Origin of the sequence: Halomonas sp. MS1 (genome assembly GCF_024182575.1) — a bacterium.
Lineage (GTDB): Bacteria > Pseudomonadota > Gammaproteobacteria > Pseudomonadales > Halomonadaceae > Vreelandella.
Map to the genome: position 1 here is coordinate 4,331,215 of NZ_CP098926.1, position 24,841 is coordinate 4,356,055.

Here is a 24,841-nt window from a genome sequence, read left to right on the forward strand (position 1 = left end):
GCGCTTACTATTTAGCGGCTCGATACACTTTAAAGCGACGATTATCTGCCAAGGTCTCAAAACCACCGAAGGTGCTTTCCAGCACATCAGGGTAAGGAAGAAAGGCATTCGCCACTAACACAAGCTGCCCCTTGGCCGATAAATGATTGGGCGCTTCTGAAATAAGACGTGCACTAGGGCTATAGGTAATCTCGCGCTCCTGATGAAACGGAGGATTACTCACTATCAGATCAAACTGCTCTCCCCCAAGCGCTGAATAGACGTCACTCTCAAGCACCCGACCACTAAGCTGGTTAGTCGCTAGCGTTCGGCGGCACGCTTCCACTGCAAACGCACTGACATCCACGGCGGTGACCTGATGGCCTCGCGCTGCAAGCCAAGCACTAATAATGCCGTCGCCGCAGCCCACATCCAGCACGTTGAGCGGCTTTTTGGGCAAGCTAGTCGCTATGCTTTCGAGCATTAAACGCGTGCCTTCATCAACCTTGCCGTGACCAAAGACGCCAGGATGACTCACCAGTTTTAAATCCAGCGCTTCAAAGGTTTGCCACGCATTGTCCGGCTGCCCCATCGCTACTGTGCGCGTAGCAAACAACGAGCAACGACGAGCGTTATCGAGCTTATCGCAGCGCATGCCCAACTCACTCAATATCTTAGGCACGCGCTTGATGCCTCCCTGGTGCTCACCAACAACATCAAGCGGGGTATTTTCAGGCAACACGTGACATAGCCATGTTAGCCACCAGATTCCCAGTTGATGAGCCTTCGGCCAAAACAGCACCACCTGCCCAGCCTGCTGAATAAAGGGTGCATCAAACGGGCTGGCGGCTGCTTTACCGCCGGATGCCCAGTGTTCACGCAGCGCCACATCCCCACTTATCATTGCCGTGGAGTGGGCTTGCAACCAGGCATCAGCAGGCGGCGCAACAGGCCATAAGTCAGCCGATTGGCCATAGAAACGTTCAAGAAGTTGGCAAGCAGGCAGTTGAGCGCTCATACATCGGCCTCGGGTTTGGTGAAGGTATAAAGTAAATAGCGTCCTAGCCGCCAGTGAGGATCTTGACGGCAATACTGCTTTTCAAGCGCCAGCAGCGTTGCCTGATCACTCTCCTCTGCAGAAGGATGGCGTAAATAGTCCTGAAAAATTCGTATCCCGGCAACGGAATCCATGAGCAGGCCGTTATTCGCTGCCCACTGGCACACTTCGTCGTGGGTGACCGGTGAGATAGGCGTTAACCGCTGTCGCTTACCTTTGCCCTCAAGCTGGTCGCTAAGCGCTTTTTGTAAGTTACCTTTGATGACGTTGGAAAAACGCAACGCATCGCGGTTAAACACCATCAAACTTAACTGCCCGCCGGGGGCAAGCAGACTAGCAAGCGTTTGCACAGCCTGCTCAGGCTCTCCTAGCCACTCAAGCACAGCGTGACAGGTGATGAGCGGCCAAGGCCCAGGCGCTTGCTGCGGCAGCGACTGAAGTGGCGCGGCAAGATAGCGAAGCTGTTCTGGTGGCCAAGCACCTGCAGCACGTCGCTCGTCGTGCCATGCGTTTGCATGAGCCAACATATCCTGGGAAGGCTCTGCCATGGTGACCGCGTGCCCACGCTGAGCAAACCACCCCGAGAGTTGTCCTAAACCACCACCAACATCAAGTACTGGCTGTGCCGTCAGGCGCAGCATTTGCGGCAGCAAATAATCCAGCATCGCCAGCCGCAGCTCGCCACGGGGCGCTTGGTAAAGCGAACGAGAGAACTTATCGACCAAGCCATCGAAATAGCGATCTCCCGCTTGGGTTAGCTCATAGCCTTTTGCAATATGGCTGTTTGAAATATGACTTGTTGATGTATCAAGAGGATGCATGCATGGCGCCAAGCGTTGACTCAAAGTCGCGTAGTTTAACCTGCCTGAGAGCAGAAGGCTTGCTCCGATAGTGAAGACAACGGGGGCTAATTGTCGATGCCAAGCCATACCACGAGTATTGTCTTTCGGATCGAAAACAGCTAATTTGGGAACGTTCCCATTTATTTAAGAAACACGCCACTTATGCCGTCATCTCGGGCCACCCTCATCGAAGTTGCCAAATTAGCGGGTACATCCAAAACCAGCGTCTCACGTTATTTCGGTTCAGAACGCGAACGGCTAACCCCCAAGCTCCAGTCACAAATTGAGCAGGCAGCTAACACATTGGGCTATCAACCCAATCTCATGGCGCGTGGTTTAAAAGGCGGAGGCTCACGGCTGCTGGGTATGCTAGTGGCTGATATACGTAACCCTTTTTCGGTTGCCGCTGTGCATGGCGTGGAGCAGGCCGCTCGAGCCCACGGCTATTCGCTGATCGTATGCAATACCGATAACGACCCAGAGCAAGAACAAACGCAACTAGCGTCGCTGGCCGCCTACCAAGTGGAAGGCCTAATCATCAATGCGGCGGGGCAACCTGAATCTCAGTTGCAAGCATTAATGCACAGCGGTATTCCGCTGGTGCTTCTTGATCGCGAAATTCGCCAACTCGATGCCGAGGTTATTGGGCTCGATAACACCCAGGCGATTGATATGGCACTGGATCACTTAATGCAACAAGGCTATCGCTCAGTGCTTTATGTAAGTGAAGCGCCTGAACATGCCAGCGCTCGCCAAGAGCGGCTGAAACGATTTAAGCAGCAAGTAAAAACCCTAGGCCTGGACAACCAGACGCTAGTGCTAAGCAGCCTAGATGAACATTCAGCCATACCAACATTAAGCGAGTTTACCCAACGTCCTGCCAGCGCTCCCAAGGCAGTATTGTGCGCTAACGGCAACGTAACGCTCGCGATGGTGCGCGGCTTTCAGCACCTTGGCCTCACGATGGGATCAATCGGCTTACTAGGCATTGATGAGTTGGAGTGGTGTGAACTCGTGTCGCCAGGCATCACCACCCTTGCCCAGCCAACCGATGCGATTGGTCAAGCCGCCGTTGCCTGCCTGCTTAATCAGCTTCCCCAGCACGCAGGTAAGCTCGCCGTACAAGCCCGACACTCACCAACGCTAATTGCCCGGGGTAGCACCATCCCCTAAGGACAGCCCTTACCTGCAGCGTTGCGAGACGCCGTACAACTGACACCTCGAAATGGTATCGTTCCCAATCAGCAGCAAAACGAGTGAGACGCCCTATGACACAGTCTGATTCTGCACCCAAAATACTGACCTTCGGCGAAGCCATGGCCATGTTTGTCGCCGATGCCCCCGGCCCTCTTGCAAACATTGAGCACTTTCAGCGCCGTTTGGCGGGTGCCGATAATAATGTCGCGATAGGCCTCTCCAGGCTGGGCTTTCAGGTAAGCTGGCTAAGCCGAGTGGGCAATGACAGTTTCGGCCAATTTATTCGCAAAGCACTGGAAGCTGAGCGTATCGATAGCCAGCATATTCACACTGACTCACAGCGCCCCACAGGACTGCTCTTTAAAGAGCGTGCACAGAACGGCGCTGACCCGCGAGTTGAATATTTCAGACAAGGCAGTGCCGCGAGCCACCTCTCTATTGAGGATGCTAAGAATGTCGACTTTCAGGCACTTACCCACCTACACGCAACAGGCATTACCCCAGCCTTATCTGAAAGTGCTTGCCAGCTTACCCGTCATTTAATGAAACAAGCGCGTACTCATGGTGCGAGTATTTCCTTTGACCCCAATCTACGTCCGTCACTTTGGCCCAACGAAAACGCCATGCGCACTACCTTAAATGAACTTGCCAGCCGAGCCGACTGGGTATTACCAGGGCTGGCCGAAGGGCGCTTGCTCACTGGCTGCGAATCGCCTGAAGCAATTGCCGACTTCTATCTGGCGCGCGGTGTTAAGGCTGTCATTATTAAACTGGGTCCAGAAGGTAGCTACTATCGCGGCTACATCAACGGCTCACTGGAAAGTTATTTGGTTCCTGGTCAACCAGTCGCTGAAGTAGTCGATACCGTTGGCGCAGGCGATGGCTTCGCAGTGGGCGCGATTAGCGCCTTATTAGATGGTCTTACGCCTCAGCAGGCATTGAACCGCGGCAACTTGGTGGGCGCCCAGGCCGTTCAAGTAGTGGGCGATATGGAAGGCTTACCTAGTCGCCAACAGCTACAGGCACTAGAACAACGCTAAGCCACTCGCATTCGCAAACACCATCCAAGCGACAGGAGGCAGCATGAAAAAGAGCGTCATCGTACTAGGGCGGCTCAGCTCATCCCAATGGGCGGAACTTGAACAGCACGCCCAGTTAGTTGGGCTATCCAAACCATTAGACCTCACTCAACAAGACGTGCTTTCCAACCTAGCGCAAGCGCATGGCATTATCGGCTCCGGCTTGGCGATCACCCCTCAGTTGCTGGACGCAGCCCCCAACTTGAAAGTCATCGCGACCGTCTCTGTTGGCTATGACAACATCCCCGTTGATGAACTGACCCAGCGCGGCATTATGCTGTGTAACACGCCTGATGTGCTTACCGAAACCACCGCCGATACTGGTTTTGCTCTGATCATGGCCACAGCGCGCCGGGTAGTTGAATTAGCCGAGTGGGTCAAAGCGGACAAATGGCAGGCCAGTATTGGCCCTGCACTATTTGGTAGCGATGTGCATGGCAAAACCCTCGGCATGGTGGGATTTGGACGTATTGGTCAGGCTGTCGCCAGGCGCGGAGCTTTGGGTTTTGGTATGCGGGTGCTTTACTCCAATGCATCGCACAAACCTGCCCTTGAAAAGGAGCTGGGTGCGCAGCGCCGCGAACTCAACGAGCTGTTGGCCGAGGCCGATTTCGTCTGTGTTACCGTGCCACTCACCGCCGACACCGAACATTTGCTTGGTGCGAATGAGTTCGCGCTGATGAAGCCCTCCGCCATCTTCATCAATATCGCTCGCGGCAAAGTCGTCGACGAAAACGCGTTAATAGACGCCTTGAAAAACGGCGTTATTCAAGCAGCCGGGCTGGATGTATTTGAGCAGGAGCCGCTCCCCTCCTCGTCACCGCTACCGAAGATGCCCAATGTGGTCGCACTGCCGCATATCGGCTCTGCCACCCATGAAACCCGCGACGCCATGGCCCAGCGGGCGGTGGATAATATTTGCTTGGCACTTCAGGGTGAACGCCCTATCAGCCTGGTCAACGAGGAAGCATATCGATGAGTGCTGTTAACACCACGTCTACACCTCTTTGCTTACTGTTCGACTGCGATGGCACCCTAGTGGATAGCGAAGTACTGCTTGCCGAGGTGATGGGTGAAATCCTTCCCGAATTTCACCTACCCTTCTCAGCACAGCAATATATGGATGAATTTCGCGGGGTACGTTTCCTGACAATCGTGCAAACGCTGGAACGTCGTTTTCAGACATTGGAAGACGGCAAGCTTTCTCAGCTTGAGTCAGGCATGCGGGCACGTATGGAAACCCGCATGCGTGCCGAGCTGGTGGCGATACCGGGTATGCCCGCCGCATTGGAGCAGTTAAGCAGCCACCCCAAAGCCGTGGTGTCTAATGGCCCCGAACCCAAAATTCGCTGTGCGCTGGAAAGCACCGAGCTAGGCCACCATTTTGGCGACAGGCTGTTTAGCGCCTATACCTTAAACGTCTGGAAACCCAACCCTGAACTTTATCGCCAAGCCGCCGCCGCAATGGGTCACTCACCCCAACAATGCGTGGTGATTGATGATGCGGCGGTGGGAGTGGAAGCGGGGTTGGCAGCAGGCATGCACGTCATTCACCTCAACCACTTCCCTAACGAGGAAGTTACCCCCGAGGGTGCCATTGGTATTCAACACGCCCATGAACTGCCCGCCGCTATTGCGCGCTTAGCCGCGTAAGCGACGTCGCGGCGAGTGATCATAGAGCCTCTTTTAAAAGTAGGTGGCCAAACGCTCTTTAACGTTTAACTGGTCATCCACTAACAGCAGTTGGCGCCATTTATCGAAGGTTAAGCAGGGATGAGAGGCGCCAAACGCGACGATATCACCGACCTCGACATTCTGAGCCTCTTCGGGCAGGCGCACAAAAGCGTGCTGATCCATAATTTTCGTCACTTCCCAACCAGTTACAGACAATGGCTGCGAGGGGCTACCTGCTTCCCGGAAACGACGCAGGGCAATCGGTAACTGGTCATGACCAATATCACGCTTCCCAAGCGCTACAATGGCAAGCCCAGGTTCGGGAAGCGACTGCACCTGGGCAAACACTTCCAGAGCAGGCTCAAGCCCCTGCTGTAAATCCGGTCGGCGATCTAATACCGCTGACTGCGCTTCACGATAAAGCCCATGATCGTGGACGACATAACACCCAGGCCGTAGCACGGGAGTAAATCGACCCTGCAGCGGTGCGCCCTCAAAGACTTCTGCAATCACGTCATACCAAGCAGAACCTGAGGCCGTTACGATCGGGTTTTCTTGCGCAAAGCGGCCAGCCGCTTCAAGCTCTACCGCTACATCCACCAGATATTGAGCATAAGCACGAATACCCGCTTCGGGGTTATCCCCGTGAACCACCCCTTCATAGCCTTCCAACCCCACTAGTGAAAGCGCAGGCTCATCAGCAATTGCCTCTGCCAGAGAAAGAATCTGCTGCTTATTGCGGCAGCCGCAACGCCCACCAGTGACCCCTACCTCAATCAGTAGCGCCAAATTCAAATCACGCTCAGCAAAGAAACGCCCGAGCTGACGCACGTTTTCCTGACTATCGACCACACAGTAAAACGTCGCGCCCTGCTCAATCAGGCTGGCGATGATGGCCATATTGGCCTGACCAACCAGTTGGTTCGCCATCAATATCCGAGTGACACCATTGGTGAAGGCCGCACGACACTGGGGTGCAGTGGCAAGCGTGATACCCCACGCCCCCGCCTGGAGCTGTCGATGGAAAAGCGCGGGCGTCATGGTGGTTTTGCCATGGGGCGCTAAGTGAGCGCCATGAGCCTCGGCGAATCGTTGCATCCAGGCTACGTTATGAGCCAGTGGGCCTTCATGCACCACGGCAGCGGGCAGGCTGACACCTGATAGAAGGTTTGATCCCAATTCCACACCGCCTTTATCCATTACTAATGGCATTGTCTGCATTCGCCCACTTCCTGTTTAGTTTTCTGTTTAATGAAACACATCAATGTTAGATATTTTCACAACTGTTGACTTTAAGTTAGAAACTAACATACTTTCTAAATCAGGCAACCCCTAGGAGTCCACGGTGAGCCAAGAAATCGACATCTTGTCACGTATTACCACTGACTTTGCTGCCCTGCGCGAAGCTGAAAAGAAAGTCGCCGAGCTGATATTTGCTGACATCGAATTTGTCACCGAAGCAAGCATCGGTGACATCGCCCAGCGCGCGGGGGTAAGTGATGCCAGCGTCACCCGATTTGCCCGCGCTATCGGCTGCACGAATGTGCGCGACTTAAAGACGCGCTTAACACGCGCTTTAGCAGCAGGTCGTCGTTTTATACAAGAAGCGACCCCCGAAGACAGTTCAAGCGTGGTGTATGACATTGCCACGCAAACCTTGGCGCTTAACCGTGATCTACTCGCCCAGGCCGATGTAGCAGGCGCGGTTGAACTGCTGGATCAAGCGCGCCAGATATTGGTATTTGGCGCAGGAGGCGGTTCCAGCATTCTCTGCCAAGAGTTTCAGTTCCGTTTAGTTAGACTGGGCTATGCGATCTGCGCTTACCCTCAAGCACTCTTGCCCCGCATGGTAGCGTCAACCCTAGAGCCGAATGACGTCGTCGTTGTGCTATCAGTCACTGGCTACACCCCGGAGATGGTGGAGTCTGCACAAATTGCCAAGCAGTACGGCGCAAAAGTGATTGCCATCACCGCTCTGAATTCTCCTTTAGCCGAAACATCCGACATTGTGCTACCGATTACTTCTCGGGAAACCGACTTCATCTATCACCCTTCAGCTTCCCGCTACGCCATGCTGGCGGTCATCGACGTGTTAGCGCTTGAACTTGCCATGCGCCACCGTGAGCGTTCACGAACTAAATTACGCCGTCTCAAACTTAGCCTCGATGACCATCGCGGTGGCGACAACCGCCAGCCACTAGGAGATTAAGATGGTTTACGACCTGCTGATTCGTAACGCCAACGTATTGGATGGCTCCGGCGCAGCCCATTTTCGTGCCGATGTGGCTATTCAAGGCGAACGTATCTGCGCCATTGGCGACATGCCCTACGCCACCGCCACAACCATTATTGACGCCCAAGAGCGCTATCTGGCTCCTGGCTTTATTGACGTCCACACTCACGACGACACCAATGTTATTCGTACTCCCGAAATGCTGCCAAAGCTGACACAAGGAGTAACGACGGTGGTGGTGGGTAACTGTGGAATCAGCGCCAGCCCCGTGACGCTCGCTAGCGAAGTTCCCGACCCCATGAATTTATTGGGCAAGCTAGAAGACTTTCGCTACCCAAGCTTCAGCGCCTATGCCAACGCCGTGGACGCTGCCGCACCAAGTATTAACGTCGCCGCCTTGGTGGGGCATACCAGTCTACGCAGCCAGGTGATGGATAGCTTTGCCCGGCCTGCGAATCGAGAAGAAATTGCCAACATGGAAGCGTTGCTAAGCCAAGCGCTAGATGAAGGTGCATTAGGGCTTAGTTCGGGGCTTGCCTACCGCAACGCGATACACGCGCCGACCACCGAAATGGCTCCCCTGGTGGCCGCCGTCGGGAAATCAGGCGGCGTCTATACCACCCATCTTCGTGATGAGTTTGCGGGTCTGCTAGATGCCATGGACGAAGCATTTGCCACTGCTCGCAGTGGCCAGGTGCCCCTGGTGATCTCGCACCTAAAATGCGCCGGCGCGGGTAATTGGGGAGGCGCGGGTAAGGCGTTGGGTAAATTAGAGGCAGCCGCCCAACATCAGCATGCTCACTGCGACTGCTACCCCTACACCGCTGGCTCCTCCACCCTCGATCTCGGCCAAGTGACAGATGAGATTGAGATCACCATTACCTGGTCGACACCGCACCCAGAGCAGGCGCGCCGCCCACTTAAAGAGATCGCCGCCGAGTGGGGAGTATCTCTTTTAGACGCTGCCAAACAGCTACAGCCAGCGGGGGCGGTTTACCACAACATGAGTGAAGCGGATATGCAGCAAGTGTTAGCGCATCCGCTCTCCATGGTCGGTTCCGATGGTTTACCGAACGACCCGCACCCTCACCCGCGTCTTTGGGGTGCATTTCCGCGTGTACTAGCTCACTACAGCCGCGATTTAAAGCTAATGCCGCTAGCCGAAGCGGTGCGCAAAATGACCAGCCTTTCGGCAGCTAATTTTGGCTTAACAGATCGTGGCGTGATCCGCATAGGCGCCTACGCAGACCTCACCCTTTTTGATCTGAAAACTCTTGAAGATACAGCCAATTACGAGACCCCTATTGCGGCCGCTAGAGGCATCGAAATGGTCATAGTGAACGGCAAAATCGCCTATCACCAGGGCACAATTTCAGACCAACGCGCAGGCAGGATGCTGCGCAGAACAGAGCGCATTTTGCAATCAATTCCCACCTTTCACCCCAACTAGGAGCAAACCTCATGAGCATTACACGATACGGCACCGAAGGCGGCGTAGGCACCGGCGGTCAGAAGCTGCCCTTTGCCCGCGCTGTAGAGGCAGGTGGCTGGCTATACGTCTCCGGCCAAACTCCCATGACCGATGGCGAAGTCGTTGAAGGCGGCATTGTTGAGCAGACTCGCCTCGCCTTCAACAACTGCCTGGCCATTATGCATGAAGCTGGTTACGGCGTTGAAGATGTCGTACATGTCACCACCGTGCTCACCGATGCGCGCTATTTCAGCTCTTTCAACAAAGTGTTTAAGGAGGTCTTTGGCGACAACCCACCGGCACGCATCTGCAGCGTTCAAGACTTGGTGGTGGATTGCAAAGTTGAGGTTGACGTGAAGTGCTTCCGCGCTGATCGCGCCTAAACACCTAAAAATAACTACCACAAAAAAAGCGCCGTACCCCGGCAAGGGCACAGCGCCAGATTACCGCGTGATTCAGATAAAAGCCCTGCGGTAATCGCTTCCATTGCCTACCTCCGGCCGCGGCAACGGCCGGATCAACAACGATAAGAGGTTAACATGAACAGCCAACTATTCCTTACCACCTTTGTGCTCTACATCGTCGCCATGATTGTGTTTGGCTGGTGGATTTCAAGACACAAACGCAGCAGCGGTGACGACTTCTTGCTCGGCGGGAGAAGCGTACCGCTCTTTCTTACCGTCGGCACCACGGTTGCCACCATGGTAGGTACTGGTTCAAGCATGGGTGCCGTTGGGTTCGGTTATGCCAACGGCTGGGCAGGCGCTTTATATGGCATTGGCGGCGCAATTGGAGTTTTACTACTCGCCGTGTGTTTTGCCCCCGTTCGTAAGCTGCGTTTTATGACTATGAGCGAGGAACTCGCCTATTACGTCGGCGCCAACCGGTTGGTGCGCAATGTGGTCGCGCTACTTATCTATATTGCCTGTATAGGCTGGCTGGGCGCCCATATTCTTGGCGGTGGCCTTTACCTCTCTTGGATGGCGGGTATTGATCTAACGACTGCGCGTATTCTGGTTGCTCTGGGCTTCGGCATTTACTGCGTGGTCGGCGGTTATTTCGCAGTTATCTGGACTGACACTATTCAAGCGGTCGTACTGTTCGCGGGCTTTATCTTGATGGCAATATTGGCACTGATCGAGGTTGGCGGCTTCTCAGGTCTTACAGCAGGTATGGATGCGGGCGCCGCTAGCTTTCTAGGCATTGGTCAGATTGGCGGACTACCGGCGCTGTCACTTGCCGCCGTTATTGCTATCGGCGTGCTTGCTACGCCCTCCTTTCGTCAGCGCATCTATTCAGGTAAATCAGTGGGCTCGGTACGCCGCTCGTTCTTAATCACCGGCGTTCTTTACTTGGGCTTTTCGATCATTCCCGCGATTATCGGTATGGCCACCCACGCGCTTAACCCTGGGCTCGAAAACAGCAACTACGCCTTCCCTTTTCTAGCCACTGAAATCATGCCACTTGGGCTGGGCTTACTGCTGTTGGTAGCAGGCCTCTCCGCCACCATGTCGAGTGCAAGCTCCGATGCGATTGCCGGCGTTTCCACGCTGATTCGCGATCTGTATGTGCTGGCAACGGGCCGCACGCCCTCCGCACGAAATGTTGTGCGCTTCTCACGTATTGCACTCGTAGCAACCATTGGTCTGGCACTGCTGTTCGCACTAGCCTCGGATAATGTCATCACCTACATCACCCGTATGATCTCGACAATTCTGTCAGGACTGTTTGTGAGTGCCATGCTCGGTCGCTTCTGGCCCCGCTACAACTGGCAGGGCGCGATCGCCACGCTAATTTGCGCGTCGGTGACTTCTTTAACGATTATCGCCAATAGAGACTGGACAGCCTTCTGGGGTAACCCAAGCATTCCTGCGGTGCTTGTAGCACTGGTAGCAGGCGTGATGGTAAGTCTAGTGACACCCGCTTCCCGCGTTACCCCGGAGCAGGCGCTAGCGATTCTTGACCAAGAGCGCCAGCGAATGGAGCAAGTGCCCGAGCCAACACTCACCAGTGATGAAGTGCCCGCTGCATCTCGCTAATTATTAGCCAGTAGTGCGCCAAAAAGCCCCGCTGATGAATTACCTCAGCGGGGCTTTTATAACCCATTGGCGGGGCTGGGCACGCGATCGATAATCCATTGGGCATCCTTACGAGTCGAGACAATCCGGGGAAGTCTCTGGCGGGTTCAACACTGTTTTGGATTTAGCGGGGGATTAGGTAAGACCAAGTAGGGCTTCTGCCAACTTAACGTCATCGTAACGGTCTATATCAGCGTTATCCGCTGCAAGATCCGTATCGATAATTTGAATACCCATCTGCTTACTGATGATTTCCATCTGCTCAGTTGAAACACTCAGTAACTGCGAATCAAACAGCAGAAAGTCTATTAAGGGTCGTTCTGGCGACCTCGCTTGAGGTTTGAATGACATAGACTTGAATGGCACTGGTTTGAGTGACAAGTGGTGATTGAGCATTCTGATCTGGTCAACCAACGTCATCCCAAACGTTTCAAGATCGGTTCCCAAGCTGGGCACATACACCCTCGGCGCTGGATTTTTAGCCAATGCTTTGGTCACACCTTTGGGGAGTAAATTGGCAATAATGCTGCTGTAAAGACTACCCGGTGGAAAAACCAGCAGCTCAGCAGAGTCGATGAGTAAGCGAGTTTCTTTACAAACTTTGGAGACATCCAAAGTATCGATATCATCCGCTTCCCCCGATAGTTTTATCGATTTAATGGGTGAATCAATTTTTGCTGTTTCTTTGCCGGTAAAGCAATGCTGTCCGATAATTGTCTGGCCATTCTCTAACAACACCTCTAGCTGAAGGTCAGCGTCAGTTGTTGTGCGAACAGTGCCGCGTGTTTTGATGAGCTGACCAAATAGAAAAGCAATCGGGTCCAGTGAGCGATTGTGAATAAGGTAGCCACCGGTCAAGATCAAGTTCCCCACGCTGGCCCCAGCGAGGTCAAAATCCTGTGGCATGTGTTTATAAAACGCAGTGATATAACTCTGAATCAGCGACCGCATAGGCTCTGCAATCGCCTTGAGCAGTGGATGCTTAGCGCTCACCAGTGCCTGTAGGCTTTGCTCCAGCACGGCCTTCTCTTCGCTTTCTTTCAGCTCATTAGCCGTCAGACGATGCGAAAACAGTGCAGCAACGTCAGGATGGCCAGTCACCGAATCGTCAGCCAATGAAAGTAACCGAGCTCGCAAGTCTCCAACGGCAGGCATCGCAAAAGCTCGACGCAATTCGGCGGAGCTGCCACCAGAGTCAAAAGGGGTCACAAGATGAATCGAATTATGAGTGTAGTCTGTCAGCACCTCAGAGAAGTGCCTGAGTGCCGAACCACCGCTGAAAAAAAGTATTTTTGGCCCTAGTTCCGGCGTTTTACGGTATCTGGCAAGACGCAAATCCTGCCCCTGAGAAAGCTCTCGGGGCATATTAACATGAGCACAAGTAAAGCGATTTTTCTTCATACAACCCTTTGAATTGTAACGAAAACGTAACATAAAAAATGGCACAGTTACTTATAGTAATCCCCCCTTGATTGACACTTTTTACGGTGAGGCAGTCTATCAACGCATCAATTCTAGAGCATTTTTATTTTCTACGATTCGAAGTCGAAAATCACTTCGAGTTAGTTGAAGTTTATGTGACTCAGCCAAGTGGCTCTATTGCGCGACGCCTAATTAATCGCAAGGGTTACCGGAACACGCTACTGGAGAAAGTTGAACTTGCCGTAGCGGTTGATGTACATCGACGTAAAGTCGACGGTGCAGGTTTTCAACAATCCAAGTCGCTTGAGCGCTTGGCAAGATTGCTTGACCAACTGGGGCAGGCCTGCCAAGAGTTTACCGCTATCAATGCTCTGAAACAGCTCCCAGACAAGTCACGTAAAGAGTATGCCAAGCTGATTCGATCGATAGGTAAATCATTGAAGTTGGTGATGATTAATGTCGATGATGCAAACACTCGACAAGGCCTGAAAGTCGGTCACCGAATTCCCAAAATAACCGCCCGCTTAACCGCTGCTTTCGAGCCTGGCGCTTCGGGCATGCGTAACAACGCCGTAGTAGATTTTCAACTTCACCGCATGATTCATCTACTTTCGGAGCTTGCCGACGCCCTACTCTCCGCCAACTTTGGCCCCGCCGTACGCTTACAAAACTACAAGCAGCTGCAAAACGCCGCTCACGTAATGACCGCCCAGAGTGACGATTTTACCGTTGAGCGGCTGGCGCTTACCCGCAGCGGCAGCACCATCGCTACCCTTAAAGCCGAGCACGCCACCTCTGGCAAAATGATGGCAGTCTACAAAGAGGGGGAAAGTCAGAAAGTAATTGAAGAGCTTTACGGGGTAGACCAATGGAAGCGGATCTACCCCAAGGTGGCGCCCACGGTGCTCTCGCATCATGTCGAGCAGGGGGATGAGCTGGGTTCGATGGTGATCGAACATCTCCCCGGCCGGACGCTTGAATCGCTGCTGTTAAACGGCCAGTGGAAATCGGCCAAGCAACTTACCCGCACACTCCAGCGGACGTTGAGAAAAATCTGGAAGACGTCACGTACCAACGAGTCTGCTCAGCCCAAGTATATGCAGCAGTTGCGTAAACGGATGCCGGAAACCCGCCACACTCACCCCAACCTGCTTAGTACGGGCCAGCTAATTTGTGGACTGTCTCGACCAAGCTTTGACCAGTTGATCGATCACGTTGAAAACCTTGAGCAGCACATCCGGGCACCGTTTTCAGTCCTGATCCACGGTGACTTCAACGTCGACAACATTATTTATGACGAATTCAAAGACCGTATCTATTTTATCGATCTGCACCGAGCCTCTTACTCTGACTATGTTCAGGACTTATCAGTACTCATGGCATCCATTTATCGGCTGCCCATTATGGATGTTTCCCCACGGGCCGAGTTAATGGCATTGATCCGACAGCTATATCAATTTGCGTGTCGATTTGCCAAAGACAATAAAGATACAAACTTTGATGCGCGTCTAGCCATTGCATTAGGGCGCTCCTTTGCGACATCCACGCGCTTTATATATGACAAAAGCTTTGCCAACCGACTCGCGCTAAGAGCGAGCTACCTGCTAGAAGCAATCACACTTCTGAACCCTGAAGAACTTGAGAACTACAGGTTTCCCCTAGAGGACATTTTTAATGACTAAAAAGCGGATTGCAGTTATCGGGATACCTGGCAAGTGGTCAACCGAAGTTCTTGCAAATCACTTGGAAAAGCACACCGGCTTCCGCTGCATCGTCGATATGTCTGAAGTAGTGCTAGAGCTAGAGACAGGCAAGCTACGCTACCGAGACATTGTTCTCAACGAGCTTGACGGGGTGATCATCAAAAAAATAAGCGAAACGTACTCCCCTGCTGCAGACGATCGTTTGCGGATGCTTAACAGCCTTGAAGCGGATGGTGTGCGCTGCTTCAGCAGCCCAAGCGAGGTAATGCGTTTAATTAATCGTCTTGAGGGCACTGGCGCATTGGCCGCGGGCGGCATTGCTCTACCATCAACACGTGTTACAGAAAGTATTGAGGCTGCATTAAAGGCCATCAAGGTGTTCGGAAAAGCAATCCTAAAACCACTCTACTCGACCAAAGCCCGAGGCATGGTGGTGTTAAAAGCGTCCGACGGCGTCGCGACCAACACCCAAAAGTTGAATAAGTTTAAGTCTAAACATGGACTTTTTTATCTACAGAAATTCGTAAACTTAGGTGGCCAGGATTTAGGCATGGTCTTTCTGGGCGGCCAGTATTTATGCACTTATGCCCGTGTTGCCAGTGGCGATGCATGGAACACAACGATACACAGCGGTGGTAAGTATCAAGCCTACGAGCCAAGCCAGGAGCTAATTGAGCTTGGCCAAAAAGCCCAGTCATGCTTCACGCTGAGCTTTACCACCGTAGATATTGCATTGACCGATGAGGGCCCTGTGGTATTTGAGGTTTCGGCCTTTGGCGGATTTAGCGGCGCGTTAAAAGGCTGTGGCATCGATGCCAGCGAAAAGTTATGTGATTATGTTCTTAGCCAACTTGAAGCAGAGGCCGCCGAATGACCCATCTGTTTGATGAGAAGCAAATAATGCTGGCTAAGGCTGCTTGTCTCTACGAGCTACCGTTGGTGTTCCACGGACTAACACTGCATGTGCTGGCTGATAATCCAGCTATTCTGGACTATCTTAAGCAGTACTACGCCAGCTTGACGGCAAGTACCTCTCCTCACACGCTCTCCCCTCACACGTCCCCTCTTCACGCTGAACAGCGGATATTCCTGCTCAATAGGCAGTTTGATACCAGCGGGATCGATTGGATGCCCGTTAAGCGCAACAAAAGCAGTTCTCTTGGCCTAAAAGAAGCCTATGTGGACACACCGAAAGGACGCTGGATACATAAAGTACGTACGGGAATGGTGCTATTCCAGTCGTTAACCGACCCGGTTGCGACTGGCGATTTAACCCAACATCGATCTCAAGTAGTCAATTTTATAAACAATCAGTTTCTTAATTATCATCAGCGTGACGGCTACCTATTGGGCCACGCATCAGCCTTTGACATTAATGGCAGTACCACCGCCATTGCCGCGAGTTCAGGTGGCGGCAAATCGACATTAATGCTGAAAGCGCTAGAGAGTGAAAAAGCGCGCTTTCTCTCTAATGATCGGATTTTGTTTAAGCCACAAGAGGGTCAGGTCAACGTTATCGGTGTCGCCAAACATCCGCGCGTTAACCCAGGCACGCTGCTTAACTCTGAACGCTTGGTTGCGCTGCTTACCAGCGAGGAATGCGCCAAGTTGGACCGCATGCCGAAAAGTCAGCTGTGGGATCTTGAGCAGAAATATGATGTGCTGATCCCCAACGCCTACGGCGAGAACAAAACAGCTAGTTCCGGAAAGCTACGTAATCTGGTACTCCTTGACTGGTCCTTAAGCTCAATGGAACCCACACGTTTGAGCAGTGTGGATAGCGAGAAAACGCCAGAGGCACTTGAGGGTTTACGCAAAAGCCCAGGAGCATTTTTTCAGCAGGCGGATGGCCGTTTCCCTCCCGAACAGACTCAATCTGTCGAGACCTATACCGATAACTTACGGGGCGTTCAGGTGCTGCGCCTTACCGGCAGCATAGACTTTGAGCGTGCCATTGAACTACTGCAAGCCAAAGGCATTCTCTGATGGTGGCACTGGCCCTAATCAGGCATGGTGAGTACGCACAACGGGCGGACACACCCAGCGCTCTACAGCCTTATCCGCTGACCGATAAAGGGGCAGCAGACGTTAGACAGCAAGCTCGGCAATTCGGCGAGTGGCTATCTACGTCAGGCTACCAACTGAATAGCGAAATACACTCCTCGACACTGTTAAGAGCCTGGCAAACAGCTGAGATCTACCGCGAAGAGCTAGCAACACTCTTTACAGATCCCCCATACTCACGCTGCTTCTCAGCCCTTTGTGAACGCAGTGTTGGAGCGCTGGCCAACCTCAGTGTTAAGGAAATAGAAAGGATCGTTGCCCAGGATCCTCGCCTAACGCCCTTACCAGAAGGCTGGAAATCAGCCAGCCACTTCAAGCTGCCTTTCGAGGGTGCAGAATCCCTGATCGAAGCAGGCGAACGAGTCGCGGCACACTTAACAGCACTTTTAAAGACACCATCACGATGCGCAACGGATAACCGACTACAGCTGGTTGTTGGCCATGGCGCATCCATACGTCACGCTAGCTATCATTTAAATGTCATACACTTCAGCGATATTAAGCGGTTAAGTATGTTTCACGGGCATCCCGTCGTTTACGAGCAACAGGCGGATGGCTGGAACCGATTGTATGGAAACTGGAAGCACCGGCACTTGGCAGACCCAATCGATTAAAAGGTGGCAACTTATAAGATGGCGACGATGACCGCGTTGGACTTTATTCCAAAGGTAAGCAAGCAACCGTATCATGATGCTATCTTGGCGCGCCTGCCGACAGATTGGGTCCCCTGGCCTAATGACCAAAGCTCGGTCAACCATGATGATGCATTGAGCACCTTTCTAAAGCGTTCACGGAAAAGCTGCTTTGCCTGGCCCAAGCAGCCTGTCGTATTTATCTCCGACCCTCACGCCGATGCCGAGGCTTTTGAGGCCTCATTAATTGCCGCAGGGGTGATTGAGCGAGATGGGCCCCACCCGTGTGAATACGAGCTGACAAAGTTCGGTACAAAAGCGGAAATTGTGGTGGGTGGAGACTGTCTGGACAAAGGGCCGAGCAACCTGACGATGCTACGCAGTTTAGCTCACTTATACCGCCTCAACGCGAACATCACCCTGCTTGCCGGCAACCATGATTTACGCTTGCTCATGGGGCTACTATCCCTGAAACGCGAGACGGATGCCGGAAGCCAGCATCTCTTTGTTCGCATGGGAAAGAAAGTGGTTCCACTGTTCAAAGAAGTCTTCGACCAGTACTTAGCAGATACTCAATGGGACAGAGAGATACCTTCTGAAGCAGCATGCCGTAAAGCCCTGTTCCCAAGCGAGGCATGGTTCGAGAACTTCCCTTTCTATGCCGCAGGTTTTCTTACCCCTGAAGGTATCGATCGTGAAATTAGCAAGATGGAGAGCAAAGCCCAGAGTTTTGAGGCACATTGCGCAAAAGTCGACCTATCACTCCAGCAAGTCTACGCAGCTGCTATGAAATGCCGCTCACTGTTCCTAAAACAATCAGGCGAGTTTGGCTGGTTTTTTCGCCGGATGCAGCTCGTAAAGAAGCGTGGCTCATTTCTGTTCCTGCATGCTGGTCTTGACGACAAGATGGCCGAACTACTCGCTAATCATGGCGTAAAGCATGCCAATCAAGCCTTCAAAAAAAACCTGTTGGGCCAAAATTTATTCAGCTTTTATTATGGCTCACTCGCCAATACCTTCAGAACGAAATATCGCAAAGTCGACCTACCCCTTACTCCGTACGGCGCCAACGTTGCTCGCCGGGCGGGTATTCAAGTACTCGTTCACGGTCATATCAACCAGCACTTTGGGCAACGAGTAACGCTTAAAAACGGTCTCATCCATATCGAAGCCGATATCACTCTGGATGCTCACTCCAGAAAAAATGAAGGGCTAGATGGCCAGGGTGTCGGAGTAACACTCATTGATAAAAAACGCGGTGTTATAGGCCTTAGCTGCGATTACCCCCAGGCAAAAGTGTTCAAACCCAACCACAAAGGCAAACTGGCGGGAGCGAACTAAATGAAGTCAAAAACTAAGTTCAGCCACGACTCACTACTGGATCGTCAGTCAACCCAAGCGCTTTTGGTCGCTCTGGCAAATGCCATCAAAGAAGGCGAATTAGCCTTTCAGGAAAGTGGCGATGACCTAGTGCTTTCACCTCAACAGCTATTGCAAGTTTCCCTGCGGGCAAGCGATGAAGGCGATAAACAGGAAGTGGAAGTGAAGATTAAATGGCGTACCAAAGAGAAAAAAATTTCCGATACACCACCAAAAATCAAAACCAGCGCCGGAAAACGGTGAGCTCATCAGCTATGCCCGCTAGGCGACCGCTACGCACTGCGCTCCATATCCGCCGCCAGCTGTAATAGTTGCTTATCCTCACCCAGGCGCCCTACCACTTGCACCCCAACGGGCAATCCATTGGCCGCCACATGGAAAGGTACCGACATAGCAGGCTGACCGGTAAGATTCGCCAATTGCGTGAACGGGGTGCGGCTGAGCGCATCCACCGCCAGGTGCTTTAACACCCCTGCTTTTAGTGCCAGCGCTGATGCACCAGGAACCGCTAACAGAGACATTAATCGCTCGCGAGCCGCAGAGGGGTACAGCTCGCCTATTTTGGGAGCAGTATCCGCGGTTACCGGCAACACCAGGGCGTCATAACGCTGGTGAAACTGGCTCATCTGCTCGGCAGCCTCGTGCCAATAGCGCTTGGCTAGCTCGTAAGCTTTCGCCGAAAGCTTAGCGCCCAGCCTGCCAACGGCGCGGGTAGATGGCTCAATGGCTAACCGATGCACCGGCACACCGGTTTGCTGGCTTACCCACTGAAGATCAGCGGCTAAATGGCCAAGGTAGAGCGTCAGGTAACTATCGGCCAAGGCATCGCCATCAACCAGTGGCTCACACCACTCCACCTCATGCCCCATGTCGGCCAGTGCCTTTGCGGCTTTCTCAACCGCTATTTTCACATCGGTACTTAATTGGGTATCCAGTCCGTAACTCAAAAAATTACCCAGCGACACGGCGATGCGCAGCGGCTTAGAAGAGGCTGATAAGGCATCCACATAGCCCGTTTCCCGCAGTACTGGGTAAGGGCCAGAAGGCGCCATGCCGTTAATCTGTTCTAGCAACGCTGCACTATCACGCACGCTACGAGTGATGGCGTGCTCGACCACCGCGCCCTGCCAGACTTCGCCGTGGGCAGGCGCTAACGGCACCCGCCCGCGAGAAGGTTTAAAACCGAACAAACCACAATAACTGGCGGGAATGCGGATAGAACCACCACCATCGCCTGCCAACGCGATAGGCACCATCCCGCTAGCGACCGCCGCTGCGGCACCTCCGCTTGATCCGCCTGGGGAATAGCCCTCTCGACATGGGTTTTGCGGGTGAGGAAATGCCTTAGGCTCTGTAATCCCCATTAGTCCTAATTCCGGCGTGGCCGTTTGCCCCATCACCACTAACCCAGCCGCCCGCGCACGCTGAATAAGCAGCGAATCTTGCTTAGGGCACCACGCTGATAACGATGCACTTCCGAACGCCAGCGGCTCGCCTGCTAGTGCCATCAATAAGTCTTTACTTAGCGTGGGGACACCCGCAAACACCGAGTTTTCCAACACTTGGTCACACTCATGCTTTGCTTTTTCAAAGCGTGTTCGAACCACTGCATGAAGAGAGGGGTTAAGCGTTTCAATCGCAGCTACTGCCGCATCGAACACCTCCGCTTGACTTACCTCTCGGCGGCGAATCAGGTCAGCAAGGCCAGTGGCGTCAAACTTTTGGTAATCCTCAAGATGCATCGCATTAACTCCACTTATCAATAACGACGCTTTGTGCATATTTAACGTCGCTTATTGTCAATTATCATCACGCTATTTAGCCATACTGAAGCACGTTACTTAGAACCACTCTCAAGGAGCGGCCAATGAACCGCAACGTTATTTTAACTTGCGCTGTTACCGGCGCAGGCGATACCACCGGCAAAAACCCACATGTGCCTATCACACCTAAACAAATCGCTAACGACTGTATTACCGCAGCCAAAGCCGGTGCCAGCGTTGCGCATATCCATGTCCGTGACCCTGAAACCGGCGGCATCAGCCACTCTCTCGAGCATTTTCGTGAGGTGATGCAGCGTGTGCGCGAGGCCGAGGTGGATATTGTCATGAACATTACTGCTGGCGGTGGCGGTGATTGGATTCCTGACGCCCAGGACCCCACACGCGGCGGCCCCGGCACGGATATCCAGACGCCCGCCCAACGCCATGAGCCAGTCGGTGAGCTTTTGCCCGAACTCTGCACCCTAGACTGCGGCAGCCTCAACTTCGGCGACATGGTCTACGTAAACCCTGCCGACTGGCTACGCGAGCACGCCCGCCTGGTGCAGGCCGCTGGCGTCAAGCCAGAACTGGAATGTTTCGACCTGGGCCACGTTTGGTTCGCACGCCAGCTACAGCAGGAAGGACTGATCGATGGCGATCCTCTTTATCAGCTTTGTTTAGGCATCCCCTGGGGCGCTGAAGCCGATACTGAAACGATGTTGACCATGCGCAATAAACTGCCAGAAAACGCTCAGTGGGCAGCTTTCGGCATCGGTCGACATCAGATGCCCATGGTGGCTCAGGCAGTTCTACTAGGCGGCCATGCCCGCGTCGGTCTTGAAGATAATCTTTATCTTAAAAAGGGCGTAATGGCGACTAATGGGCAATTAGTTGAGAAAGCCGCCACTGTCATCGACAACCTGGGAGGCCGAGTGATGACACCCGCAGAAACTCGCGTGCACCTCAACTTGCGCGATCCGCATAGCAGCCACTCCAACGCACTAACCACGGAAGGTCAGGCATGAGTCAACAGCTATCGGTTATAGGCACAGGGGTGATTGGCAATGGCTGGATCGCGCGCGCTCTGGCTCGGGGCTGGGACGTCGTGGCCTTTGATCCAGCCCCTGATGCGCCACTGCGTACTCGCGCCTTCGTTGAGAATGCATGGGGATCTTTGCAGCGCCAGGGCCTAGCCGAGGGCGCCAGCCCCCAGCGGCTGCGCTTCGTGGAAAGCCTTGAGGCCGCTGTTGAAGGTGCCGACCTGATCCAGGAAAACGTACCCGAGCGACTCGCGCTGAAGCGTGAGGTGCTTGCCGCCCTGGATGCCGCAGCAGCTCCAGATATCTTGATCGGATCGTCAACATCCGGCTTCAAACCCACCGATTTGCAACATGCCTGCACACGGGCACCGGGCCGCGTGATCGTCGCACACCCCTTTAATCCCGTTTATTTACTGCCACTCGTAGAGCTGGTGGGCGGGGAAGCCACCACGTCTGACGAGCTAGCGCGTGCCCAGGCCCTCTACCAAACACTCGCCATGCGCCCGCTGGTCGTGCGCCGGGAAATTGAGGGGCATATTGCTGACCGCCTGATGGAAGCGCTCTGGCGTGAGGCGCTGCACCTAGTCAATGATGGCGTTGCAACAACCGAAGAGATAGATGCCGCCGTCGTCTACGGCTGTGGTTTGCGTTGGTCACTAATGGGCACCTTTCTCACCTTTCATTTGGCTGGTGGCGAGTCAGGGATGCGCCACATGCTTGAACAGTTCGGTCCGGCGCTAAAACTACCGTGGACAAAGCTTGAAGCTCCCGAGCTTACCAACGCGCTGATTGATCGCGTGGTAGAAGGCTGCGAGCATCAAGCCGCTGGTCGCTCAGTGGCCGAGCTGGATCGCCGCCGTGATGACTTTCTGGTGGAACTGCTCGGCTTAGTACAAAAATATTGGCCTGAAGCCGAAGGTTTGGAAGGACGTATCTAATGATTATTTTACAAAGCCGCGTTGCCTCAGAGTGGGTCGACTACAACGGCCATATGAACGACGCCGAATATGCCCGGGTCTTCTCACTGGCAGTAGAAGAACTCATGGAGCATATCGGCTTAGATAGCGCAGGCCGAGCATGCTACGGCTGCACGATCTACACCCTTGAGACGCATCTTTGTTATCGCCGCGAGGCCCACGAAGGGCAACCACTCAGCGTAGCGTTGACCCTGCTGGATCACGATACCAAACGCCTGCATGTTTTCTTCAAGCTACAGGATGAGACAGGCAACCTACTTGCCACCAGCGAGCAGATGCTGATGGGCATTGATATCAATACCGCTCGCCCTGCGCCTTTCCCGGCCCCCGTTGAAGAAGCCATTGCAGCTCTACCCCAAGCTCAGCCTTCGGCCTGGCCAGAGTTGGCCGGCCGCACTATTGCCATACGGCGATAACGACACAGCAAAACCACATAGCAAAGCAACACTAAAAATAATGAGAACCGTCCGCCAGCACGGACGGTTGACCGGGATTGCCGGCCCGACGTCCGGCCCAAGAGGACAAGCATATCGCTACGCCAACTTCCCCTCACCGACCCACGCCGCCTTCGCATAACAACTCACCCAAGGCCGAACTCAGTACAGACTACATGGTGACAGAGCTCGCCCAAGGCGGTTTCTTCCAAGGCATGCACAAGGGAATGACGCTAACCGCTAGCGGCCTAGTGCTGCTCTTCGTACTTTTCACCGGGCTTGGCTCAGATACAGCGGGCAGCGTGTTCGGAGCAACTCGCGCCTGGATCGAGAGCACGTTTAGCGGGTATTACCTAATTACCGTCATGCTGCTACTAGCAGTCTGCGCCTTCATTGTCTTCAGCCGCTATGGAAGCGTAAGGCTTGGCACTGACGACAGCCGCCCAGAGTTCAGCAACTTTGCGTGGTTCTCGATGCTCTTCTCTGCAGGTATCGGCATTGGCATCCTGTTTTTTGGCGTCGCTGAGCCCGTGTTCTACCTTGACGATACTGGCGCCTTTGGCTATCCCAACAACCCTCATGCCGACATGGCCGGTGCCGCCGCCATCGGTCACGAGCGCGCTATCGATGCGTTACGCGTCACCGTTTTTCACTGGGGCCTTCACGGCTGGGCCATCTACGTGATTGTCGGTATGTCGCTGGCGTATTTTGCTTATCGAAAAGGGTTGCCGCTCGCACTGCGCTCGGCGCTTTATCCTTTTATCGGTGAACGCATCTTCGGCCCTATCGGCCACCTGTTTGATATCCTTGGGGTGCTGGGCTGCGTCTTTGGCGTCGCTACTTCGCTGGGGCTTGGGGTTAGCCAAATGGCCGTTGGCTTAGAACGGCTAATAGGTGTCGACCCAGGGCTAAATACCCAGTTAATACTTATCGCGGGTATTTCAGTTATCTCAATACTCTCAGCCGTATCCGGCGTACGCGGCGGTATTCGTCTTATTTCCGAGATGAATATCTGGGTGTCCCTAGTGGTCGTGAGCATTTTCCTAATTGCAGGCCCCACGCTGTGGCTCATCATGGCATTCGGCGAAACCATGCTCGACTACGCTATCAATTTTATTCCCATGGGACTTTGGTACGCTGATGAGGAAGGAACCGCCGCTTGGCAACAAGGTTGGACAATCTTTTACTGGGGCTGGTGGCTAGCCTGGGCTCCCTTTGTCGGTCTTTTCATCGCGCGAATTTCTAAAGGCCGTACGTTACGCGAGTTTGTATTGGGCGTTCTGTTAGTACCTACCCTGATCATTTTTGTTTGGCTGATCATCTTTGGCGGCAACGCCATGTATCAGGAGTTATATGCAACGAATGGCCCTGGCAGCGCCGGTATCATCGAGCTGGTTAACGCTTGGAACCTACCCTCAGCGCTGTTTGCCACGGCTGATGGCATTGTCGGCAGCGGCACATTTGGCTGGATACTCTCCGCCATGATGGTATTTCTGCTAATGAGCTGGTTTGTCACCTCTTCAGACTCCGGCACGTTAGTGCTGACCACCATTTTATCGTTAGGTGATAATGAACCGCCTAAACGCTTCCGAGTGTTCTGGGGCGTGGTGATTGGTTTAGTGGCGGCGGTACTGCTGGTTGCCGGTGGTCTTACGGCGCTGCAAACAGCCCTTATTGCAGCCGCCCTGCCACTCAGTGTTGTAGTGCTAGTGATGACGGCTGGTGTGCTGATTTCGCTGTTCCGCGAAACGCTCGATGCACAGCGCAGAAGGCGTTGATCTAACCATCCCGATGACATCAGGCGTGCTTAACGGCA

Annotated in this window: 23 protein-coding genes; 18 read left to right on the top strand and 5 right to left on the bottom strand. The window is 53.6% G+C overall.

From position 1 onward, the window contains the following. Positions 1–7 precede the first annotated feature (7 nt). Both NF683_RS20065 and NF683_RS20070 read right to left on the bottom strand, forming a co-directional pair. Positions 8–997 carry a methyltransferase gene (locus NF683_RS20065; RefSeq protein WP_253920778.1) on the bottom strand — a complete coding sequence of 330 codons (990 nt, stop codon included), beginning with the start codon at positions 995–997 and terminating at the stop codon, positions 8–10. Next, the gene (locus NF683_RS20070) at positions 994–1,857 is read right to left on the bottom strand and encodes a methyltransferase domain-containing protein (RefSeq protein ID WP_253920779.1); all 864 of its coding nucleotides are present in this window, start codon (positions 1,855–1,857) and stop codon (positions 994–996) included. Before NF683_RS20070 ends, NF683_RS20065 begins: the two co-directional genes overlap by 4 nt. A gap of 183 nt (positions 1,858–2,040) precedes the next feature. Between NF683_RS20070 and NF683_RS20075 the strand changes: the two genes are divergently transcribed. The 4 genes from NF683_RS20075 (at position 2,041) to NF683_RS20090 (ending at position 5,807) form a co-directional block, all read left to right on the top strand. Next, the gene (locus NF683_RS20075) at positions 2,041–3,051 is read left to right on the top strand and encodes a LacI family DNA-binding transcriptional regulator (protein ID WP_253920780.1); all 1,011 of its coding nucleotides are present in this window, start codon (positions 2,041–2,043) and stop codon (positions 3,049–3,051) included. 95 nt (positions 3,052–3,146) lie between these two features. Further along, a complete protein-coding gene (locus NF683_RS20080; protein ID WP_253920781.1) occupies positions 3,147–4,115 on the top strand; it encodes a sugar kinase in 969 nt (322 codons plus the stop codon). 43 nt (positions 4,116–4,158) lie between these two features. Next, positions 4,159–5,133 carry a 2-hydroxyacid dehydrogenase gene (locus tag NF683_RS20085; protein ID WP_253920782.1) on the top strand — a complete coding sequence of 325 codons (975 nt, stop codon included), beginning with the start codon at positions 4,159–4,161 and terminating at the stop codon, positions 5,131–5,133. Continuing rightward, a complete protein-coding gene (locus NF683_RS20090) occupies positions 5,130–5,807 on the top strand; it encodes an HAD family hydrolase (protein WP_253920783.1) in 678 nt (225 codons plus the stop codon). The genes NF683_RS20085 and NF683_RS20090 overlap by 4 nt, the downstream gene beginning before the upstream one ends. Before the next feature lie 33 nt (positions 5,808–5,840). Here the strand turns inward: NF683_RS20090 and NF683_RS20095 are convergent, their stop codons facing one another. Beyond that, entirely contained in the window at positions 5,841–7,049 is a 1,209-nt protein-coding gene (locus NF683_RS20095; RefSeq protein ID WP_253920784.1) for an amino acid deaminase, read from the bottom strand. 124 nt (positions 7,050–7,173) lie between these two features. Here NF683_RS20095 and NF683_RS20100 point away from each other — a divergent pair, with 124 nt between their 5' ends. The 4 genes from NF683_RS20100 (at position 7,174) to NF683_RS20115 (ending at position 11,571) form a co-directional block, all read left to right on the top strand. Next, positions 7,174–8,037 carry a MurR/RpiR family transcriptional regulator gene (locus NF683_RS20100; protein WP_193061231.1) on the top strand — a complete coding sequence of 288 codons (864 nt, stop codon included), beginning with the start codon at positions 7,174–7,176 and terminating at the stop codon, positions 8,035–8,037. Between the two features lies 1 nt (position 8,038). Beyond that, positions 8,039–9,511, top strand: a complete 1,473-nt coding sequence (locus NF683_RS20105; RefSeq protein ID WP_193061230.1) for an N-acyl-D-amino-acid deacylase family protein — start codon at positions 8,039–8,041, stop codon at positions 9,509–9,511. Between the two features lie 11 nt (positions 9,512–9,522). Next, a complete protein-coding gene (locus tag NF683_RS20110) occupies positions 9,523–9,915 on the top strand; it encodes a RidA family protein (protein ID WP_038485767.1) in 393 nt (130 codons plus the stop codon). Between the two features lie 156 nt (positions 9,916–10,071). Then, complete coding sequence (locus NF683_RS20115; protein ID WP_253920785.1) at positions 10,072–11,571, top strand: sodium:solute symporter family protein; 1,500 nt, start codon at positions 10,072–10,074, stop codon at positions 11,569–11,571. 174 nt (positions 11,572–11,745) lie between these two features. Here the strand turns inward: NF683_RS20115 and NF683_RS20120 are convergent, their stop codons facing one another. Further along, positions 11,746–13,044 carry a GAK system CofD-like protein gene (locus NF683_RS20120; RefSeq protein ID WP_253920786.1) on the bottom strand — a complete coding sequence of 433 codons (1,299 nt, stop codon included), beginning with the start codon at positions 13,042–13,044 and terminating at the stop codon, positions 11,746–11,748. 143 nt (positions 13,045–13,187) lie between these two features. Here NF683_RS20120 and NF683_RS20125 point away from each other — a divergent pair, with 143 nt between their 5' ends. Genes NF683_RS20125 through NF683_RS20150 form a run of 6 tightly spaced genes read left to right on the top strand, consistent with a single transcriptional unit; the run spans position 13,188 to position 19,054 of the window. Continuing rightward, positions 13,188–14,714, top strand: a complete 1,527-nt coding sequence (locus NF683_RS20125; protein WP_253920787.1) for an aminoglycoside phosphotransferase family protein — start codon at positions 13,188–13,190, stop codon at positions 14,712–14,714. Then, positions 14,707–15,609, top strand: a complete 903-nt coding sequence (locus NF683_RS20130; RefSeq protein WP_253920788.1) for a GAK system ATP-grasp enzyme — start codon at positions 14,707–14,709, stop codon at positions 15,607–15,609. Before NF683_RS20125 ends, NF683_RS20130 begins: the two co-directional genes overlap by 8 nt. Next, positions 15,606–16,721 (top strand): HprK-related kinase B, encoded by a 1,116-nt coding sequence (locus NF683_RS20135; RefSeq protein WP_253920789.1) that lies wholly within the window; start codon positions 15,606–15,608, stop codon positions 16,719–16,721. The genes NF683_RS20130 and NF683_RS20135 overlap by 4 nt, the downstream gene beginning before the upstream one ends. Then, positions 16,721–17,413, top strand: coding sequence for a histidine phosphatase family protein (locus NF683_RS20140; protein WP_253920790.1), 693 nt, complete (start codon positions 16,721–16,723; stop codon positions 17,411–17,413). Before NF683_RS20135 ends, NF683_RS20140 begins: the two co-directional genes overlap by 1 nt. Before the next feature lie 18 nt (positions 17,414–17,431). Next, entirely contained in the window at positions 17,432–18,772 is a 1,341-nt protein-coding gene (locus NF683_RS20145; protein ID WP_253920791.1) for a metallophosphoesterase, read from the top strand. Further along, complete coding sequence (locus NF683_RS20150) at positions 18,773–19,054, top strand: amphi-Trp domain-containing protein (RefSeq protein ID WP_125749407.1); 282 nt, start codon at positions 18,773–18,775, stop codon at positions 19,052–19,054. Positions 19,055–19,083: 29 nt separating this feature from the next. Here the strand turns inward: NF683_RS20150 and NF683_RS20155 are convergent, their stop codons facing one another. Beyond that, complete coding sequence (locus NF683_RS20155; protein ID WP_253920792.1) at positions 19,084–20,553, bottom strand: amidase; 1,470 nt, start codon at positions 20,551–20,553, stop codon at positions 19,084–19,086. Between the two features lie 125 nt (positions 20,554–20,678). On the opposite strand from NF683_RS20155, the gene NF683_RS20160 reads away from it, so the two are divergent. From NF683_RS20160 to NF683_RS20175, 4 genes are all read left to right on the top strand, one after another. Continuing rightward, positions 20,679–21,599, top strand: a complete 921-nt coding sequence (locus NF683_RS20160; protein ID WP_089037557.1) for a BKACE family enzyme — start codon at positions 20,679–20,681, stop codon at positions 21,597–21,599. After that, complete coding sequence (locus tag NF683_RS20165) at positions 21,596–22,552, top strand: L-carnitine dehydrogenase (RefSeq protein WP_253920793.1); 957 nt, start codon at positions 21,596–21,598, stop codon at positions 22,550–22,552. Before NF683_RS20160 ends, NF683_RS20165 begins: the two co-directional genes overlap by 4 nt. Continuing rightward, positions 22,552–23,007 carry a thioesterase family protein gene (locus tag NF683_RS20170; RefSeq protein ID WP_253920794.1) on the top strand — a complete coding sequence of 152 codons (456 nt, stop codon included), beginning with the start codon at positions 22,552–22,554 and terminating at the stop codon, positions 23,005–23,007. Before NF683_RS20165 ends, NF683_RS20170 begins: the two co-directional genes overlap by 1 nt. A 194-nt stretch (positions 23,008–23,201) precedes the next feature. Beyond that, positions 23,202–24,803: a BCCT family transporter gene (locus NF683_RS20175; protein ID WP_193068313.1), complete on the top strand. Its 1,602-nt coding sequence runs from the start codon at positions 23,202–23,204 to the stop codon at positions 24,801–24,803. Positions 24,804–24,841 lie beyond the last annotated feature (38 nt).

Excerpts from the sequence above, each read along its gene's own strand:
- NF683_RS20065 (WP_253920778.1), bottom strand. The coding sequence starts at position 997 with ATGAGCGCTCAACTGCCTGCTTGCCAACTTCTTGAACGTTTCTATGGC.
- NF683_RS20070 (WP_253920779.1), bottom strand. The coding sequence starts at position 1,857 with ATGCATCCTCTTGATACATCAACAAGTCATATTTCAAACAGCCATATT.
- NF683_RS20075 (WP_253920780.1), top strand. The coding sequence starts at position 2,041 with ATGCCGTCATCTCGGGCCACCCTCATCGAAGTTGCCAAATTAGCGGGT.
- NF683_RS20080 (WP_253920781.1), top strand. The coding sequence starts at position 3,147 with ATGACACAGTCTGATTCTGCACCCAAAATACTGACCTTCGGCGAAGCC.
- NF683_RS20085 (WP_253920782.1), top strand. The coding sequence starts at position 4,159 with ATGAAAAAGAGCGTCATCGTACTAGGGCGGCTCAGCTCATCCCAATGG.
- NF683_RS20090 (WP_253920783.1), top strand. The coding sequence starts at position 5,130 with ATGAGTGCTGTTAACACCACGTCTACACCTCTTTGCTTACTGTTCGAC.
- NF683_RS20095 (WP_253920784.1), bottom strand. The coding sequence starts at position 7,049 with ATGCAGACAATGCCATTAGTAATGGATAAAGGCGGTGTGGAATTGGGA.
- NF683_RS20105 (WP_193061230.1), top strand. The coding sequence starts at position 8,039 with ATGGTTTACGACCTGCTGATTCGTAACGCCAACGTATTGGATGGCTCC.
- NF683_RS20110 (WP_038485767.1), top strand. The coding sequence starts at position 9,523 with ATGAGCATTACACGATACGGCACCGAAGGCGGCGTAGGCACCGGCGGT.
- NF683_RS20115 (WP_253920785.1), top strand. The coding sequence starts at position 10,072 with ATGAACAGCCAACTATTCCTTACCACCTTTGTGCTCTACATCGTCGCC.
- NF683_RS20120 (WP_253920786.1), bottom strand. The coding sequence starts at position 13,044 with ATGTTACGTTTTCGTTACAATTCAAAGGGTTGTATGAAGAAAAATCGC.
- NF683_RS20130 (WP_253920788.1), top strand. The coding sequence starts at position 14,707 with ATGACTAAAAAGCGGATTGCAGTTATCGGGATACCTGGCAAGTGGTCA.
- NF683_RS20135 (WP_253920789.1), top strand. The coding sequence starts at position 15,606 with ATGACCCATCTGTTTGATGAGAAGCAAATAATGCTGGCTAAGGCTGCT.
- NF683_RS20140 (WP_253920790.1), top strand. The coding sequence starts at position 16,721 with ATGGTGGCACTGGCCCTAATCAGGCATGGTGAGTACGCACAACGGGCG.
- NF683_RS20145 (WP_253920791.1), top strand. The coding sequence starts at position 17,432 with ATGGCGACGATGACCGCGTTGGACTTTATTCCAAAGGTAAGCAAGCAA.
- NF683_RS20150 (WP_125749407.1), top strand. The coding sequence starts at position 18,773 with ATGAAGTCAAAAACTAAGTTCAGCCACGACTCACTACTGGATCGTCAG.
- NF683_RS20155 (WP_253920792.1), bottom strand. The coding sequence starts at position 20,553 with ATGCATCTTGAGGATTACCAAAAGTTTGACGCCACTGGCCTTGCTGAC.
- NF683_RS20160 (WP_089037557.1), top strand. The coding sequence starts at position 20,679 with ATGAACCGCAACGTTATTTTAACTTGCGCTGTTACCGGCGCAGGCGAT.
- NF683_RS20165 (WP_253920793.1), top strand. The coding sequence starts at position 21,596 with ATGAGTCAACAGCTATCGGTTATAGGCACAGGGGTGATTGGCAATGGC.
- NF683_RS20170 (WP_253920794.1), top strand. The coding sequence starts at position 22,552 with ATGATTATTTTACAAAGCCGCGTTGCCTCAGAGTGGGTCGACTACAAC.
- NF683_RS20175 (WP_193068313.1), top strand. The coding sequence starts at position 23,202 with ATGGTGACAGAGCTCGCCCAAGGCGGTTTCTTCCAAGGCATGCACAAG.